The 16,950-nt window shown below is 68.4% G+C and carries 14 protein-coding genes; 1 reads left to right on the top strand and 13 read right to left on the bottom strand.

The features are described 5' to 3' along the window. Positions 1 to 183: 183 nt before the first annotated feature. From ACFVWR_RS16155 to recO, 3 genes are read right to left on the bottom strand one after another with little or no spacing between them, the layout of a single operon-like run. On the bottom strand, positions 184 to 921 hold the full coding sequence (locus tag ACFVWR_RS16155; RefSeq protein WP_387214319.1) for a DsbA family protein: 738 nt from the start codon (positions 919 to 921) through the stop codon (positions 184 to 186). Between the two features lie 37 nt (positions 922 to 958). Next, the gene (locus ACFVWR_RS16160; RefSeq protein WP_387214322.1) at positions 959 to 1,768 is read right to left on the bottom strand and encodes an isoprenyl transferase; all 810 of its coding nucleotides are present in this window, start codon (positions 1,766 to 1,768) and stop codon (positions 959 to 961) included. Then, positions 1,765 to 2,505, bottom strand: coding sequence for a DNA repair protein RecO (recO, locus tag ACFVWR_RS16165; protein WP_387214325.1), 741 nt, complete (start codon positions 2,503 to 2,505; stop codon positions 1,765 to 1,767). Before recO ends, ACFVWR_RS16160 begins: the two co-directional genes overlap by 4 nt. 60 nt (positions 2,506 to 2,565) lie before the next feature. Between recO and ACFVWR_RS16170 the strand changes: the two genes are divergently transcribed. Beyond that, complete coding sequence (locus tag ACFVWR_RS16170) at positions 2,566 to 3,369, top strand: trimeric intracellular cation channel family protein (RefSeq protein WP_387214327.1); 804 nt, start codon at positions 2,566 to 2,568, stop codon at positions 3,367 to 3,369. A 93-nt stretch (positions 3,370 to 3,462) separates the two neighbouring features. Here ACFVWR_RS16170 and leuA read toward each other — a convergent pair whose 3' ends face one another. The 10 genes from leuA to ybeY form a co-directional block, all read right to left on the bottom strand. Next, positions 3,463 to 5,241, bottom strand: a complete 1,779-nt coding sequence (gene leuA, locus ACFVWR_RS16175) for a 2-isopropylmalate synthase (RefSeq protein WP_387214330.1) — start codon at positions 5,239 to 5,241, stop codon at positions 3,463 to 3,465. 171 nt (positions 5,242 to 5,412) lie between these two features. After that, on the bottom strand, positions 5,413 to 7,881 hold the full coding sequence (locus ACFVWR_RS16180; protein WP_387214333.1) for a bifunctional lysylphosphatidylglycerol flippase/synthetase MprF: 2,469 nt from the start codon (positions 7,879 to 7,881) through the stop codon (positions 5,413 to 5,415). A 17-nt stretch (positions 7,882 to 7,898) separates the two neighbouring features. After that, a complete protein-coding gene (locus ACFVWR_RS16185) occupies positions 7,899 to 9,143 on the bottom strand; it encodes an alpha/beta hydrolase (RefSeq protein WP_387214336.1) in 1,245 nt (414 codons plus the stop codon). Positions 9,144 to 9,328: 185 nt separating this feature from the next. After that, a complete protein-coding gene (locus ACFVWR_RS16190) occupies positions 9,329 to 10,768 on the bottom strand; it encodes an FtsX-like permease family protein (protein ID WP_387214339.1) in 1,440 nt (479 codons plus the stop codon). Next, complete coding sequence (locus tag ACFVWR_RS16195) at positions 10,765 to 11,496, bottom strand: ABC transporter ATP-binding protein (RefSeq protein WP_387214400.1); 732 nt, start codon at positions 11,494 to 11,496, stop codon at positions 10,765 to 10,767. Before ACFVWR_RS16195 ends, ACFVWR_RS16190 begins: the two co-directional genes overlap by 4 nt. Before the next feature lie 143 nt (positions 11,497 to 11,639). Beyond that, a complete protein-coding gene (locus tag ACFVWR_RS16200; RefSeq protein ID WP_387214342.1) occupies positions 11,640 to 12,323 on the bottom strand; it encodes a response regulator in 684 nt (227 codons plus the stop codon). Then, positions 12,320 to 14,194, bottom strand: coding sequence for a sensor histidine kinase (locus ACFVWR_RS16205; protein WP_387214345.1), 1,875 nt, complete (start codon positions 14,192 to 14,194; stop codon positions 12,320 to 12,322). The genes ACFVWR_RS16200 and ACFVWR_RS16205 overlap by 4 nt, the downstream gene beginning before the upstream one ends. A gap of 88 nt (positions 14,195 to 14,282) precedes the next feature. Next, positions 14,283 to 15,176 carry a GTPase Era gene (gene era / locus ACFVWR_RS16210; protein WP_387214348.1) on the bottom strand — a complete coding sequence of 298 codons (894 nt, stop codon included), beginning with the start codon at positions 15,174 to 15,176 and terminating at the stop codon, positions 14,283 to 14,285. Continuing rightward, on the bottom strand, positions 15,173 to 16,471 hold the full coding sequence (locus tag ACFVWR_RS16215; protein WP_387214351.1) for a hemolysin family protein: 1,299 nt from the start codon (positions 16,469 to 16,471) through the stop codon (positions 15,173 to 15,175). The genes era and ACFVWR_RS16215 overlap by 4 nt, the downstream gene beginning before the upstream one ends. An 8-nt stretch (positions 16,472 to 16,479) precedes the next feature. Then, complete coding sequence (gene ybeY / locus ACFVWR_RS16220; protein WP_387214354.1) at positions 16,480 to 16,941, bottom strand: rRNA maturation RNase YbeY; 462 nt, start codon at positions 16,939 to 16,941, stop codon at positions 16,480 to 16,482. Positions 16,942 to 16,950: the final 9 nt, after the last annotated feature.

The following is a 16,950-nucleotide window of genomic DNA, read 5'->3' on the forward strand; positions in this document are numbered from 1 at the left end:
CCGTTACATGGGTGCATGTAACGGCGAGTCGGGACCCCTCGATGGTGGTGGTGGTGGTGGGGATGGCGGTGGTGGGTCAGGATGCGGCGCCGGTGGACCCGGGGATGGCGCACGTGTCGCCGTCGCAGACGAGGGCGGCGTCGGCATCGCCCAGCGGGATCAGCGTCAGCGCGGGCTTGTCGCTCACGCGGAGACCTCCGCTGCGTCGGGCTCGGCGGCAGCAACCGCACCGGCGCCAGAGTCTGCGGCAGCAGGCGCCACGGCCTCGCGCTCCGACCAGACCTGCTCAAGAGCCTGGGCGAACGTGGCGGGGTCTTGAGCGCCGGAGACACCGTAGCGTCCGTCGATCACGAAGAACGGAACGCCCTGGATGCCGTACTCCTGCGCCTGTGCCTGATCTGCGCGCACATCCGAGAGGAACTCCTCCGACTCGAGAGCCGCCAGAGCCGCGGCACGGTCGAGCCCGACCTCGGCTGCGAGATCGGCCAGGTCTGCGGCACGGCCGACGTGGCGACCTTCGGTGAAGTACGCCTTGAAGAGGGCCTCCGCCAACTCGAGCTGCTTGCCCTGCGACTTGGCGTAGTGGAGCAGCTCGTGCGCCTTGACGGTGTTGGTGTGCTTGAGAGTGTCGAAGTCGTAGTCGAGCCCGACCGAGGATGCGATTCCGGTGACGCGCTCGAGCATCTGACCGACCTGGTCGGCCGGCATGCCTTTGTGACCGGCGAGGAAGTCGACCTCGCTGCCGTCGAAATCGACCGGGGTGTCGGGCGACAGTTCGAACGAGTGGTACTCGACCTCGACGGCGCGGTCATCGCCGCCTCCGGCGAACAGCCCGCTCCCTGCCTCGAATTTGCGCTTGCCGATATAGCACCACGGGCAGGCGATGTCTGACCAGATGTCGATCTTGATGGGTTCACTCACACGGGGGCCAACAGCGCTGCCCGCCCGGCCATTCCCATCAGGCACTCACTCCCGGAAGATCGACCGCTCCCCCGAATCGGCGATTGCGGGAGGCATACAGCTCGATGGCGTGCCACAGGTCGGCCCGGGAGAAGTCGGGCCAGAGCGTGTCGAGGAACACCATCTCGGCGTAGGCGCTCTGCCAGAGCATGAAGTTGCTGGTGCGCTGCTCCCCCGAGCTGCGCACGAACAGGTCGACGTCGGGCAGGTCGGGCGTGTAGAGGTGGCGCTGGATGGTCTTCTCACTGACCGCGGACGGCTTGAGCCGACCGGCTGCCACGTCGGCGGCGATGGCGCGCACCGCATCCGCGATCTCGGTGCGTCCGCCGTAGTTGACGCACATCGTGAGGGTCAGCACGTCGTTGGCCGCGGTGAGCTGCTCGGCGAACTGCAGCTCTTTGATGACCGACGACCAGAGGCGCGGCTTACGACCCGCCCAGCGAACGCGCACGCCCCACTCGTTGAGCTGGTCGCGACGCCGGTGCAGCACGTCACGGTTGAAGCCCATCAAGAACCGCACCTCGTCGGGTGATCGCTTCCAGTTCTCTGTCGAGAACGCGTAGACGCTCAGATGCTTCACACCGATCTGCACCGCACCTGCCACGACGTCGAGCAGTGCGGCCTCGCCCGCGCGATGCCCTTCGACGCGGTTGAGTCCCCGCTTGTTCGCCCAGCGACCGTTGCCGTCCATCACCACGGCGACGTGCTCAGGCACGGCGGCCGGCGGCACCTGCGGCGGGTACAGCCCCGTCCAGTCGAGCGGCCGGAACTCGACCGCGTCTTTGTGCGTGTACGGCTTGGGGCTCATGCGCCTGCTCTCCGGTCGTGCTGCACGTGCTGGAGCGAGCGCAGGCCGCGCTCCAGGTGCCATTGGGTGTAAGCGGCGACGACGCCGCTGGCTTTGGATCTGGTGGCATCGTCTGCTGCCTCGGCGGCGACCCAGTCTCCGGTGAGCAGGGATGCGAGCAGCGCGATGGTCTCGCTGTCGAGTTTCGGTGCACCCTGCGGGGAGCACTCCGGGCACACCACCCCGCCGAGCTGCACGACAAGGCTCGAGTGCGGCCCCGGAGCGCCGCACCTCGAGCAGTCCTGAAAGCTCGGCGCCCATCCCGCGAGCGAGAGCGCGCGGAGCAGGTACGAGTCGAGCGTCAGCGCGGCGCCGTGCTCGGCCCGGGCGAGCGAGCGGAGCGCGCCGACGAGAAGCAGGTACTGCTGCAGCGACGACTCCGCCTCGGTGACCCTGTCGGCGGTCTCGACCATCGCGTTGGCGGCGGTGTAGCTGGCGTAGTCAGCCGCGATGTCGGCCCCGTAGGAACCGAGCGACTCGGCCTGGGTGACGACGTCGAGGCTGCGGCCCTCGTACAGCTGCACATCTGCGACCATGAACGGTTCGAGCCGGGAACCGAATTTGGAGCCCGTGCGGCGAACGCCTTTCGCGACCGCGCGCACCTTGCCGTGCTGGCGGGTGAGCATGGTGACGATGCGGTCGGCTTCGCCCAGCTTGTGGGTGCGCAGCACGACGGCTTCATCACGGTAAACGGGCACACCCCAGTATCCCGCGTCACACCGACAGTGCGGGTCAGCCGCGCATGGTACAAGTTACGTATGAGCACGACGGCCTTCACGATTCCGCTGTGGGCCGACCTGGTCGCGGTGGGCGTCGGAAGCCTGCAGGGCGCCATGTTCGCCTCGGGTTTCCGCGATCGGCGCCTCGACCTGCTCGGCATCGCGATCATCGGTGTCGCCACAGGGGTCGGCGGCGGTCTGCTGCGCGATCTGCTGCTGGTGGTGCGCCCTGTCGCCCTGCAGTCGAACTGGTATCTGCCGATCACGGTCGTGGCCGCGCTGCTCGGGATGCTGCTGGTGCGGCTGTTCCGCCGGCTCGACCCGATCATCACGTTTCTCGATGCGCTGACGATCGGCCTCTTCGGGGCGATCGGAACATCCAAGGCGCTCGCGCTCGGCCTGCCAGAGGTGCCCGCCGTGTTCGTGGGCGTCGTGTCGGCTGTCGGCGGATCGATCCTGCGCGACCTGCTGCTCAACCTGCCGATCGCGCTGATGCACGTCGGCTCCCTCTATGCGGTGGCCGCCGGGGTCGGAACGGTCGTGCTGGTGCTGCTCGTCGATCTCGGTGTGCCTCTGACCGTCGCCGCGATCGTGTGCGTCGTCGTCACCCTGACCATCCGTCTGCTGGCCGTGCGTTTCGGCTGGAGTCTGCCGGAACAGCGCGAGCTGAGCTTCTCGCGGCCCCGCTGGCCGCGTATTCCCGGCGTGCGTCGCCGCACCCTCGCCGACCGCGCGGCCGATCGTGCTGTCGAACGCACAGAGACGGGCGCCATCCCCCGATACAAGCTCGACAAGCCGGAATCGTCGACCGAGACCGAGCCGGGCACGAGCGGCGTCGGCTGACTTCGGCTGGCGCGCGACTCACCGCACCGAGACCGAGACAGGACGATGCCCGGGCGCCCACCGGCGACCCGGGCATCGTTCCTGACGGACTTCTTATGCCGAGACGAGCGACTCCGATTCGGCCTCCGCCGGCGCCGAGCCGCGAACGGCGCGGTTCACGGCCGAGACGACGGCTTTGAAGGATGCGGTGGTGGTGTCGGCATCGATCCCGACCCCCCACAGCCGCTGGCCTTCGACATCGAGTTCGACGTAAGCGGCGGCGTACGCAGACTCGCTCGCCGACAGCGTGTGCTGCGAGTAGTCGTAGAGGTGCACGCTGATGCCGCGGTGGTTCAGGATGTCGAGGAAAGCGGCGATGGGGCCGTTGCCCTTGCCGATCGCCTTCGCGACCGAGTCGCCGTCCCGCAGGGTGACGGTGAGCTCGACTTCGCCGCCCGTCTCGTTCGACGTGCTGGTGCTGCCGAGTTCGAAGCGACCCCACTTGTTGTCGGCCTCGTCGGCGGGCGCCGGCAGGTACTCGTCTTGGAAGATCGCCCAGATGTCGTCGCTGGAGACCTCGCCGCCCTCGGCATCGGTCTTCGCCTGCACGACGCCCGAGAACTCTATCTGCAGCTTGCGCGGCAGGTCGAGCGCGTGGTCCGTCTTCAGCAGGTAGGCGACGCCACCCTTTCCGGACTGCGAGTTCACGCGGATGACGGCCTCGTAGCTGCGGCCCAGGTCTTTGGGGTCGACGGGCAGGTACGGCACCGCCCAGACGAGGTCGTCGACGCTCTTGCCCTGCTCGGCGGCGTCGGCGGCCATGGCCTCGAAGCCCTTCTTGATCGCATCCTGGTGCGATCCGCTGAACGCCGTGAACACCAGGTCGCCGCCCCACGGGCTGCGCTCGTGCACCGGCAGCTGGTTGCAGTGCTCGACGGTGCGCTTGATCGAGTCCACGTCGCTGAAGTCGATCTGCGGGTCGATGCCCTGCGTGAACAGGTTGATGCCCAGGGTGACCAGATCGACGTTGCCGGTGCGCTCGCCGTTGCCGAACAGGCAGCCCTCGATGCGGTCGGCGCCGGCCATGTAGCCGAGCTCGGCGGCGGCCACCGCGGTGCCCCGGTCGTTGTGGGGGTGCAGCGACAGGATGATGTTCTCGCGGTGTGCCAGACGGCGCGACATCCACTCGATCGAGTCGGCGTACACGTTCGGGGTCGCCATCTCGACCGTCGCCGGCAGGTTGATGATGACCTTGCGCTCGGGAGTCGGCTCGAAGACCTCGATCACCTGGTTGCAGATGTCGACGGCGAACTCGAGCTCGGTGCCGGTGTAGCTCTCGGGCGAGTACTCGTAATAGATGGTCGTGCCCGCGACCATCGACTCCATCTGGCGGCACAGCCGGGCACCGCTCAGGGCGATGTCGATGATGCCCTGCTTGTCGGTGCGGAACACGACGTCGCGCTGGAGCACACTCGTCGAGTTGTACAGGTGCACGATGGCCTGCTTGGCGCCGACCAGTGACTCGTACGTGCGCTTGATGAGGTGCTCACGCGCCTGGGTCAGCACCTGGATGGTGACGTCGTCGGGAATAGCGTTCTCTTCGATGAGACTCCGCACGAAGTCGAAGTCGGTCTGGCTCGCGCTCGGGAAGCCGACCTCGATCTCCTTGTAGCCCATCTTGACGAGCAGATCGAACATGATGCGCTTGCGCTCGGGGCTCATAGGGTCGATGAGTGCCTGGTTGCCGTCGCGCAGGTCGACCGCGCACCAGCGGGGAGCCTCGGTGATGTGCTTCGACGGCCAGGTGCGGTCGGGCAGGTCGACACCGAACTGCTCGTGGAAGGGCCGGTATTTATGAATCGGCATGGCGCTCGGCGCCTGGGTGTTCTTCATGGTCTGTTTTCTCCTCGTGCGGTGTGGTGGAGAGCCGACGACGAACTCCGCGACGAGGGAGGCCCAGAACTAGGACTCGTCGCGGCAGCTAAGAAGGAGCAGACCGAACACAGACCCGAGAATAGCACGGGGTGCCGCGACGGTCATCCCCGTGCGACCGCTCACCGTGCCTCAGCCACGGCCTCGAGCGAGGTTCGCCGCCTGCTTCACCGACAGCTCCGGCAGGTAGGCGCGAACGAGGGCGACACCGATCGCTGGGAGTGCCACGGGGTCGGGGTAGGCCATGATCAGCGGATGCTCCTCCGGCTGAAACTTGCGCTTGAACCTGAGCAGCGAACGGAATCCGTAGACCGGTTCGAGCGAGGCGCTGAGGCGGCCGAGCGTGCGGTCCATGCCGCTCGCTGCCTCGTCGAGGGTGACCGTGTGGGCCAGCGGCGCGGCCGACAGGCTCAAGAACTCGATGCCGTCGTCGCGCATCCGTGTGGCCGACTCGGCGATCAGGAACTCCATCACTCCGTTCATGCTGTCACCGCGTCGCCGCATGAAGTCGAGTGTCCAGCCGATGACGACCCCGTCGCGATAGGTGGGGAGCCAGCTGGTCACGGCCTCGACGCGGCCGGACTCCGTCACCGCGAGCATCAGACGCACAGCGGGGTCGCGCAGCTGGTCGAGACCGCCGAGCGTGAACTCCATCTCGGGCAGGTCCTTCTCGGCCACCCACTGTTCGGAGATGTCGGACAACTGCACGGCGGTGCTGAGCGGCAGCGCGGCGAACGTGGTCCATTCGGCGCGGATGCCGGCCCGCTCGGCGCGGTTGATGGAGCTGCGGATGTCCTGCCACTTCTTGCCGGTCGTCGCCCACTTCTGGGGTCGGATGACGGCCTCCTCCGCGACGACCATCGTCGACCAGCCCAGTTCGGCGAAGAAGGGACGCAAGGCAGCGTCCACGCTGTAGAACACCGGCGTCCAGCCGTTGTCGTCGCAGAAGCGCGCGAACCGGTCGATCGACCTGTCGTGCGGAGGTGGCGCACCGAACGGTCCGCCGGTCGTGATGGCGACCCGGCCGATCACACGGTAGGCGATGCACCGGCCGTCCGCCGGGTCGAACCAGTAGTCGTTGCCGGGCCAGGTGGCCATGAACGAGATGGCGTCTCCTCCGCCTCGTTCGATCAGTGAGCGCACCCGAGCCGCGTCACCTCCCCCGCGCCAGGACGAACGCCGGCGCATGACCGGGATCGCGGCGGCGATCACGACGAGCCAGAACACGGTTCCCACGTTGTGGTACACGATCGTGCCGATGGGGTCGGTCGGGAGGTAGGTGATGGGCTCGCGGCGCAAGAAGTTCACCGGCACGAAGCGTTCCAGCACATCGCCGAGAAGGTCCGGGAGGTCGATCGATCGTGTGAACCCGGTCTCGCGCAGAACGTACCCGACCGCGACGTAGAATCCCGCCAGCGCGACGAACGCGATGGCGACGGTCAGCACGTAGCGCCAGACCGAGCGAGCGGGCGGCCGCACCGGGAAGTGTCTCCTCAGCACGACGAGGGTCACCGCGATCGCGATCGGCAGCAGCGCCGACAGCGCCAGGATGACCGTGATCTCCCAGTACCGGCTGGCGAAGTGGGGCCGCGAGGTGATGCCGGCGAGTGGGAGCAGCCCGAAGTAGAGCAGCGAGAGGGCTCCGAGCATCCCGTTGACCGCTACGGCGAGCCACAGCGCGAACCGGCTGCCGCGCAGCAGACCGGCAGCGGCGACCAGGAGAAGGAGCAGAGGCAGCACCGACACGAGGATCGGGCCGACCCCGTTGATCCGCTCGAGTGTGAGGTCGTGGACGCACTGCACCGTCACGGAGAACGCCTGGCATCGCTGCACCACCGAGCCCTTGTCGGGCAGGTCGTTTGTGAACAGCAGACCGACCGGCGCAAGCAGCCCGTAGCGGGAGCGGGTGAGCAGGCCGATCACCGGCCCCACTGCGGTGATGGTCACCGCTGACGCCAGCAGCACCCGCACCTCGTGGTGCGAGCTGCGCGCCCAGCCGGTGCGCTCCGCCGTCGGGCGCAGGATGACCCCGAGCGCGAGACCGACCAGCACCGCGAACAACCGATAGAGGTCGCCGGGCAGCCCCGAGTAGAGAACGAGCATGAGCGCGACGAGTACAGTGAGCACGCGGATGCGCCGGCGCCACAGCACACCGGCGAACGCGCTCGCGGTCATGATGGTGCCGCCGATCGCGGTGAACACGTCGAGCACGACCAGGTGGTGCACGTTGCGGGCCCACATCTCACCGGTCTGCGAACCCAGGAGCTGCAGCCCGATGCCGAACAGGATGCCGACGATCGGCGACACGACGAACGCGATCGCCGTGCGCCGGGTGCCCATCAGCCGCTCGGCCACACCGACCAGCAGCACGACCAGCACGAGCGCCAGAATGAGCTCGCCCAAGTCGTCCGCGAAGAACAGCGAGGTGAGCGGAGTCCACCAGTGGCCGTCGAGAATGGGCCCGGGGCCCGTCCCCAGCCAGAGTCGGAGCGGGCGGTGGGGCCCGTGCAGCGGCCCGGTCGCCAGCGCCAGGGCGAGAACGAGGGCGAACACGGCCGTGGTGAACGGATGCGAGGTGATCAGCCTGAGCGCGCTTCGCATCCAGCGCCTCACGCGCGTCACGAGCGGAGTCCCAGATGTGCTGCGATGGCCGGCAGGCCGTGCGCGATCGTGTAGCGGACGGTGTTCCAATCGTGGGCGGTTCCGGGCGAGATGAGCAGGCTCGTCCGCATCCCTGCAGCCTTGGCGTCAGAGTCGAGCCGTTTCGCGAACGCGGTGTACTTGGCGTCGTTCTGCCCGACCCCCAGCACCATCAGGGAGTTCGCGTATGGCGCATGGGAGGCCAGGAGGGAGGCGGGCTGCGCCGCGCGGTACGCGTCGCCCGAGCCGCCGAAGCCCTTGTCGACCGTCGTGGTGCTGTCACCGAGCGTCGGTGCGAGCTCGCTCGACGAAGCCAGGGCCGACCCGAACCGTTCGGGATGTCCCGCGGCGAACTGCACCGCGCACGTCGCCCCTTGCGAATACCCGAAGACGCTCCAGGCGGCGGGATCGCTGCTGACCCGGAGGTGCGACGTGATCCAGGCCGGAACATCCTTCAGCAGGTAGGTCGCCGAGTCTCCGAGCGCGGAATCGACGCACATCGGGTTGCGATCGGGACCCGCGAGCTGGTCGGCGGCGATGACGATCGGTGCGATGCCGCCGTTCGCGGCGGCCAGCGTGTTCATCGTGGTGGCCAATCGCCCTGCGGTGAACATGTCCGCGGGAGCACCCGGCTGCCCGGCGAACGCATACACGACCGGAAGCACGGGGGGATCGTCGGTGAGAGCGGCAGGCGGCAGGTAGACCACCGCTTCCCGCGCGGGGAACTTCGAGGTCGAGGCGGGGATGCGCACCGTCCCCACCTCGCCCACGGCCGGCACGTCTGCGGGGCGCGTCCAGGTCGACGCGTAGTCCGTGCCGACGTCCAGCGACTGCCCTCGCTCGGAGTGCAGCGAGAGCGGGTGGTACGGCACGACGCCGAGCGCGTCGTCGAGGTCGCGGTACGCGCCGAAGTCGACGTTGATCCCCGCGGCCGACGTCGCCAGGAACACCGGGATGGCGACTACGGCCACGACCTTGCGCCACCAGCGCGAGCGGAACAGGTTCGCGATCGCAAGAGCGACGCCTGCGCAGCCGACGGCCACCCACATCCGGGTGATCGGGGTGAGCGCCACACCGAACACGTCGAGCAGGTCGCCGAGGATCCAGGACGCGAGGAGCGCCGCGACAGCCCCGACCGCGGCGGCGGACAGCCCGGCGAGCACCCGCCGGACGGTCGGCCTCACGAGCAGGTAGAGCGCGAGCACGGCCGCCAGCGCATCCATCGTGATGAGGAACGCCGGCTGATCGATGCGCAGCGTGGTGATCCAGTTCAGGGGGTGTTCCTTTCACGGCGGCGATGGGCCGTCGATCAGTATCGGATGTTCAGCCTGCGGAGAGCTGGAGTGAACCGGGCACCCAGGCGATTCCTAGGTACCACTCGGCGGCGCGGAAGAAAGCGGTCGCAGCCTCAGTCGACGGCCAGGGCGGCGACCGGTGCGACGGCGGTGGCACGGCGCGTCGGCGCGATCGAGGCGAGCACCGCGAGAAGCGCGGCGGCCACCACGACGAAGACCACGAAGAGCGACGGAATGGCCGGCGGCAGCAGACCGCCGCCGGGGATGCCGCCGAGCAGCGACTGCGCGCCGATCCAGCCGTAGCCGGTGCCGAGCACGAGACCCGTGATGATCGCCGCGACGGTCAGCTGGGCGCTCTCGGCCAGGATCATGCGCCGCACCTGTCGCGCACTGAACCCGAGGGCCCTGAGCAATCCGAGCTCGCGCCGCCGCTGCAGCACACTCAGCGACAGGCTGTTGATGACGCCGACGGCCGCGATGATGGCCGAGAAGCCGATGAGAGCGGCGAACACCCCAGTGGTGACCGCGAGAATGCTCTCGACGCCCGCGTACATCTCCGGCTCGTTCCTCTGCGCCTGCTGGATCATCTGGAGATAGGTCTGCGACGCGACGACGAACATCGTGATGAGCGTCACGCCGATCACCAGCCCGATCGTCGTGCGCGAACTCCGTTCCGGATGGCGCACGGCGTTCTCTGCCGCTAGCCTCGCGGCCGTTCCGCGGCCGAAGAGCAGCCCGACGCCGCGCAGCACCGCCGGCATGAACAGCGGCGCTGCCAGCACGATGCCGGTGAACGACAGCACTCCCCCGGGCAGCGCGACCAGCACACCGTACGAGCTGAACGATCCGACGAGGTCGGTGAACACCCCGAGGCCGAGCAGCAGTCCGGTCAGCAGCATGAGGACGCCGACCCCGATCAGGGTGAACGCGACAGTGGTGCGCCCACGGCTCGAACGCAGCGCCGTCGCCGGGCGTTCCTCGGCGGCGCCGAGCGCCTGCACGGGGGTCACGGTCAGCACACGTCGGCTTCCCACCCAGGAGGCGAGCCAGGTGGTCAGCACCACGATCGCGAGCGGTGCGAGCATCCACGGGGTGAGCACAGGATACGGCGCATCCGGAAGCGTGCCGGTGGCCGTCAGCACGCGAACGGCGGCCAGCGCGAGGACGGCGGCGATCGCGCCTCCGACCAGCGCGCCGATGACACCCACCGCGAATCCCTCGTTCGCGACCGCTCTGCGCTGCGCCTTGGCGCTCGACCCGATCAGCCGGAGCAGCGCGATCGTCCGGGTGCGACCCGCGATGATGGTCGCGAACGTGTTGGTGGTCACGATGGCGCCGACGTAGACGGCGATGATGAAGAAGATGACGGCGACGACGCTCAGCGCGATGAGCACCGACCCGTGCTCGCCGAAGTCGCTGCGGGCGATGTACGCGGCCAGCACGCCGGTCGAAGCGAGGAGCGCGACGCCGAAGGCCGAGCTGAGCGCGGAGACGAGGATGCTCGCGCGATGCTCTCGGACGTTGGCACGGAATGCCGAGAAGGGGCGGCTCATGCTCGCTGCTCCAGCCCGAGCATGTAGCTGGAGATCGCCTCGGCCGACGAGCGAGGGCGCTCGTCCACGACCCGTCCGTCAGCGAGGAAGACGATGCGATCCGCGAAGCTCGCGGCGATCGGATCGTGCGTGACCATCGCGATGCTCTGACCGTAGGTGCGGCTGGCCTCGGCGAGGAGCGCCAGCACTTCGCGCCCGGTGCGCGAATCGAGGTTGCCCGTGGGCTCGTCGGCGAAGATGAGGTCGGGCCGGGTGGCCAGTGCCCTCACGATCGCCACCCGCTGCTGCTGGCCGCCCGACAGCTCGTGCGGGCGGTGGGTCAGTCGCTCCGACAGTCCGAGCGACACAACGAGGTGGTCGATCCACTCGCTCTGAGTGCGCGTGGGCCTCCGTCCGTCGAGCTCGAACGGCAGCCGGATGTTCGCCGCCACATCGAGCGTCGGCACGAGGTTGAACGACTGGAAGACGAAACCGATCCGGCGGCGGCGCAGCAGCGTGAGTTCCGCATCCTGCAGCCGGGTTATCTCGGTGTCACCGAGCCACACCTGACCGCTCGTCACCGTGTCGAGCCCGGCCATCACGTGCATGAGGGTCGACTTGCCGGAGCCGCTCGGCCCCATGATCGCAGTGAACTGCCCGGCCGGGATGTCGAGGGACGCACCGTCGAGGGCCCTCACCTCGCTGCCGCCGGAGCCGTAGGCCTTCGTGGCGTCGACGACCCGCGCCACGAAGGTGCCGGACTGCGGGATGGTCGGAGCGAGTGATGTGAAGGTTTCGCTGGTCACGTTTTCCATGCTTCCGACGCTACGGATGCTCGCACCGGAGCGAATCCGGCCTCGGGCCTACTCGCAATCAGCCCGGAGGATGATTCCTACTCGGCCGCCGTCAGTCCGTGCTCGAACGCGTAGACGACCATCTGCACGCGGTCGCGCAGTCCGAGCTTGCTGAGGATGCGACTGATGTGCGTCTTGACCGTCGCCTCGCTGAGGAACTCCCCCGCGGCGATCTCGGAGTTGCTGAGACCGCGGGCGGCGAGAACGAAGATCTCCCGTTCGCGCGCGGTGAGGTTCTCGAATTCGGCGGGCTGCGGTTTCACCGGCTCGCCCTCCGAGAAGAACTGGAACAGTTCTCGCGTCGCGCCGGCAGCGATGACCGCGCTTCCCGCGTGCACGGTGCGGATCGCAGCGAGGAGGAACTCGGGTTCTGCGTCTTTGAGCACGAAGCCGCTCGCTCCCCCGCGGATGGCCCGGGCGGCGGCCTCGTCGAGGTCGAACGTCGTCAGCACCACGATCCGCGGTGCGTCGCGACCCACACGGGCAGCCGACTCCACGATCTCCGCCGTCGCCGCTATGCCGTCCATGACCGGCATGCGGATGTCCATGAGGATGACGTCGGGAGCCGTCTCGCGGGCGAGCCGCACGCCCTCCGCGCCGTTGGCCGCCTCTCCGACGAACTCCAGGTCGGCTTGCGAGCCGACGAGCATGCGAACGCCCGCGCGGAACAGCGCCTGGTCGTCGACCAGCAAGACCCGGATGCGTCCATCGCCGCCGCTCACGCGATCGCTCCCGCCGGCAGGAACGCGCTCACGACGAACTGATCGCCGGTCGGCCCCGCCGAGAGCGAGCCTCCAGCGAGGCCTGCGCGTTCGCGCATCCCGGGCAGTCCGTGGCCGATGCGTGGCAGCGGCCCCGACCCGGTTCCTGTCGACGGCGTGTCGGTGGAGATGGGTTTCATTGTGTTCCTCACGGTGATGACGACGCCCGGCGAGCCCGTGCTCGCCGTCGCCTCGGCGAGCACGACGGCTGCCGGCGCTGCGGTGTCTCCGTGCCGGAGGGCGTTGGTCAGCGCCTCCTGCACGATTCGGTATGCGGCGATCTGCTGAGCGGAGCCGAGGATGCCGAGGTCGCCCAGACGCTCCAGGGACACGTCGAGACCAGCGGCCCGGATCTGGTCGACGGTGCGTTCCAGGTCGTCGAGCGACGGTTGCGGCCCTTCCGGTTGAGCGTGCCGAAGCTCTGCCAGCAGCACCCGCACATCACCGAGCGCCGACCGCGCGGTCGACGCGATGGTCTTCAGCGCCTCGTCGACCGAATCGGGGTCGGTGTGACGGGCGTAGCGTGCTCCGTCGGCCTGGGCGATGACGACCGCGAGCGAGTGGGCGACGACGTCGTGCATGTCCCGGGCGATGCGGGTGCGCTCCTGCTCGACCACCACATCCTCGACGGCGCGCGCCCTGTCGAGCTCCGCGACGGCCTGGGCGCGTCGCGACACCCTGGCCGTGCGCCAGGTGCGCATGAGCAGACCGAGCACCCAGGAGAGCCCGAGCACGGTCACGCTCACGACGAAGAGGAAGAAGAACTGCAGGGCCAGAGCCGCGATCGCGCTCGAGAGCAGATCGAGATAGTTCTGACTCAGGGCCGCGGTCAGACTGAGATAGAGGGCGGCGACCACTGCGCCGACGCCGGCCGAGATGAGGCCCGACCAGCGCACGATGCGATCGCCGTAGGCTGCGGTCGCATAGAGCACCACCAGCACGCCGACATCGCTGAACTGGATGTTGTGCCCGGTCGTCATCTGCAGGATGGCCGACAGCCACGCCAGTGACAGGGCGACGGCCGGTGCCATCCGGCGAACGGCGATCGCGACGGCGAACCCGATCATCACCAGGAACCCGCTGCGCGGCCCACCATCGCCGTCGAAGCCGAGGAGGTTCACGGCGTCGAAGACCAGGCAGAAGAGCGCGAAGGCGACGGCGCCCGCGATGTCGAACGTCAGCTCCGCTCGGGTGAGGCGGCGCATCAGGCCCACGTGCTCCTCATCCGGTTCGACCACCCGCGTGCCGCCCGACGAGGCGAGCCACACCAGCACGGACCGGCCGCCCGTCGTCGGCGTCTCACGCTGACGCGCCACGAGATAGCCGACGAACCAGCCCGCGATGAACGCGCACACGAGGAGCAGGCTCATGAGCAGGAGCCCGACCCCCTGGCTCGTGTAGTAGCCGCCGATCACGGCGCCGAACTGGGGGAACTTGAGTTCGCCGCGCACCGTGAACAGGTAGGCGATCACAGGCCCGAGCAGAATCGCCGAAGCGAAGTCGATCCAGCGCAGGGCGCGCCCGGAATGCGCCGCGACGCCGAACACCGTCACGAGAACGGCGATGGCGCCGATCGTGCGGAACGGCGTCTCCAGCGAGTCGCTGCTCGCCAGATCGAGCAGCACGGCGAACCAGGCGAGGGTGAGAGCGACCGGCGGCAGCACCCGCGAGAGGGATGCCGCAGCGCAGTAGAGCACGAGTGCCAGCGCGGTGGCCAGGTCGACGGGCAGACCCGAGATCAGCCAGACGCCGAACAGCACGATGCCGATCGCGGGCTCGAGAACCCAGCGGAAGGGCACGAGCCGATCGAGCTGTCGGTTCAGGGGCGCCATGCTTCTACGGTACGGGCCGTCGACCGGCGCGGAGGCCGCCTGCGGCAGAAATCATCCGCAGGATGTATCGATCGGCCGCACCGGCACCTCAGAAGCCCAGTCGGCCGAGCTGCTTCGGGTCGCGCTGCCAGTCTTTGGCGACCTTCACCCTGATCGAGAGGAACACCTGCTTGCCGAGCAGCGCCTCGATCGGCACGCGGGCCGCCGCGCCCACATCCCGGATGCGGCTGCCGCCCTTGCCGATCACGATCGCCTTCTGGCTGTCGCGCTCGACGAACAGGTTGGCGTAGACCTCGACGAGGTCTTTGTCGTCGCGTTCCACGATGTCGTCGATCGTCACCGCGAGCGAGTGCGGCAGCTCGTCATCGACGCCCTCCAGCACGGCCTCACGGATGTACTCGGAGATGCGGTCTTCGAGTCCTTCGTCGGTCACGGCGTCAGCCGGGTAGAGCGCCTGGGGCGAGTCGGGAAGCAGCCGCATCAGCTCACCGGTCAGTGTGTCGAGCTGAATGCGACTGGTCGCCGAGATCGGCACGATGGCCTCCCAGTCGCGAAGCGCGGAGACCGCCAGCAGCTGCTCGGCGACGGCCGCCTTGCTCACCCTGTCGATCTTGGTGACGATCGCCACCTTCTTGGCTCGCGGATACTCGTCGAGCTGCTCGTTGATGAACCTGTCGCCTGGGCCGATCTTCTCGTCGGCGGGAACGCAGAAGCCGATCACGTCCACGTCACCGAGCGTCGACTGCACGAGCGAGTTGAGCCGTTCGCCCAGCAGCGTTCGGGGGCGGTGGATGCCCGGGGTGTCGACCAGGATCAGCTGACCGTTCTTCTGGTGCACGATGCCGCGGATCGCGCGGCGGGTCGTCTGCGGCTTCGAACTGGTGATGGCCACCTTCTCGCCGACGAGCGCGTTGGTGAGCGTCGATTTGCCGACGTTGGGCCGGCCGACGAACGAGACGAAGCCTGCATGGAATTCGGTCACGAGTGGTTCTCCTCTTGCGACGCGTCACGCGCCGGGATCAGTGCCGCGTCGCGCTCGACGAGCACGGTGCTGACGTGTTTGCGGCGGCCTTCGGTGCGATCGACCGTGAAGAGCAGCCCGTGAGCCGACGCGGTCGAGCCGACACCCGGCAACCGGCCGAGCGTCTTCGACACCAGACCGCCGACCGTGTCGACATCGTCGTCGTCGAGCTCCAGCCCGAACAGCTCGCCGAGCTCGTCGACCGGCAACCGCGTGCTGACGCGGTAGCGGCCGTCGCCGACCTTCTGCACGAGCTCGACCTCATGGTCGTACTCGTCGGAGATGTCGCCGACGAGCTCCTCGATGAGGTCTTCCATCGTGACGAGACCCGCGATGCCGCCGTACTCGTCGACGACCATCGCGAGATGGTTCGACTCGAGCTGCATCTGGCGCAGCAGCGCGTCCGCCTTCTGCGACTCGGGCACGAACAGCGCCCCACGGGCGAGCTCGCCCATCGTGACCTCGTCGGCGCCGAGCGGTCGCTCGAAGCTGAGCTTCGCGACATCCCGCAGATACAGGATGCCAACGACATTGTCGGGATCGCCGTCGATGACCGGCACCCGGGAGACGCCCTTGCTCAGAAAGAGCCCCATCGCGGTGCCGAGGCCGGCATTGCGGTCGATCGTGACCATGTCGGTGCGCGGAAGCATGACCTCGCGCACGACCGTGTCGTTGAACTCGAAGATCGAGTGGATGAGCTCTCGGTCGTCTTCTTCGAGCACGTCGAACTCGGTGGCCTCGTCGACGATGCTGAGCAGTTGCTCCTCGCTTGCGACCGGAGCCGACCGCGAGATCGAGGGCGTGACCCTGTTGCCGAGCGCGACCAGCCCGTCGGCGATCGGGCCGAGCAGCACCCGGATGGACCGGATCAGCGGAGCGGTGACCCGCAGCAAGAACGTGGAGTGCGCCCGCCCGACGCTGCGCGGACTCGCGCCGACCAGCACGAACGACACGGCCGTCATGATCAGCGCGGAGAGGATGAGCGAGAGCCACCACTCCTCGAAGATCGTCTCGAACGCGAGGGTGACCAGCACGGCGGCGGTCGTCTCAGCGGTGATGCGGATGAAGTTGATGGCGTTGAAATGCGCGCCCGGGTCGGCGGCGATCGCGAGCAGCGACTTGCGGGACCGCGAGGTCTCGGCGAGGTCGGCGATGTCCGCGCGCGACTGAACCGAGATCGCGGAGTCGACCGCGGCCATCAGCCCGCCGAAGGCGACGAGCAGGAACGCGACGACGAAGAAGACGGTGACGAGCATCCGCTGTCCTAGCGCTGTCGGTCGTAGCGCGAGAACCCGATGAGGATGTCGCGCTGGATGCCGAACATCTCCCGCTCCTCGGCGGGCTCGGCGTGATCGAAGCCGAGCAGGTGCAGGATGCCGTGCGTCGTCAGCAGCAGCAGCTCCTCCATGAGGGTGTGCCCTGCCGTCTCGGCCTGAGCCTGGGCGACCTGCGGGCAGAGAACGACGTCGCCGAGCAGGCCCGCCGGGGACGGTTCGTCTTCGGTGCCGGGACGCAGTTCGTCCATCGGGAAGCTCAGCACGTCGGTGGGTCCGGGTTCGTCCATCCACTGCACGTGCAGCTGCTCCATGGCGGCCTCGTCGACCAGCACGATTGCGAGCTCGGCGTCGGGGTGAACGTGCATGAGGTCGAACGCGAACCCCGCGAGGCGCTGCAGGGCCGCCTCGTCCACGGGGATGGTCGACTCGTTGTTGACTTCGATACTCACTGGTGCGGG

The sequence above is a fragment of the Leifsonia sp. NPDC058292 genome, assembly GCF_042880955.1.
Lineage (GTDB): Bacteria > Actinomycetota > Actinomycetes > Actinomycetales > Microbacteriaceae > Leifsonia.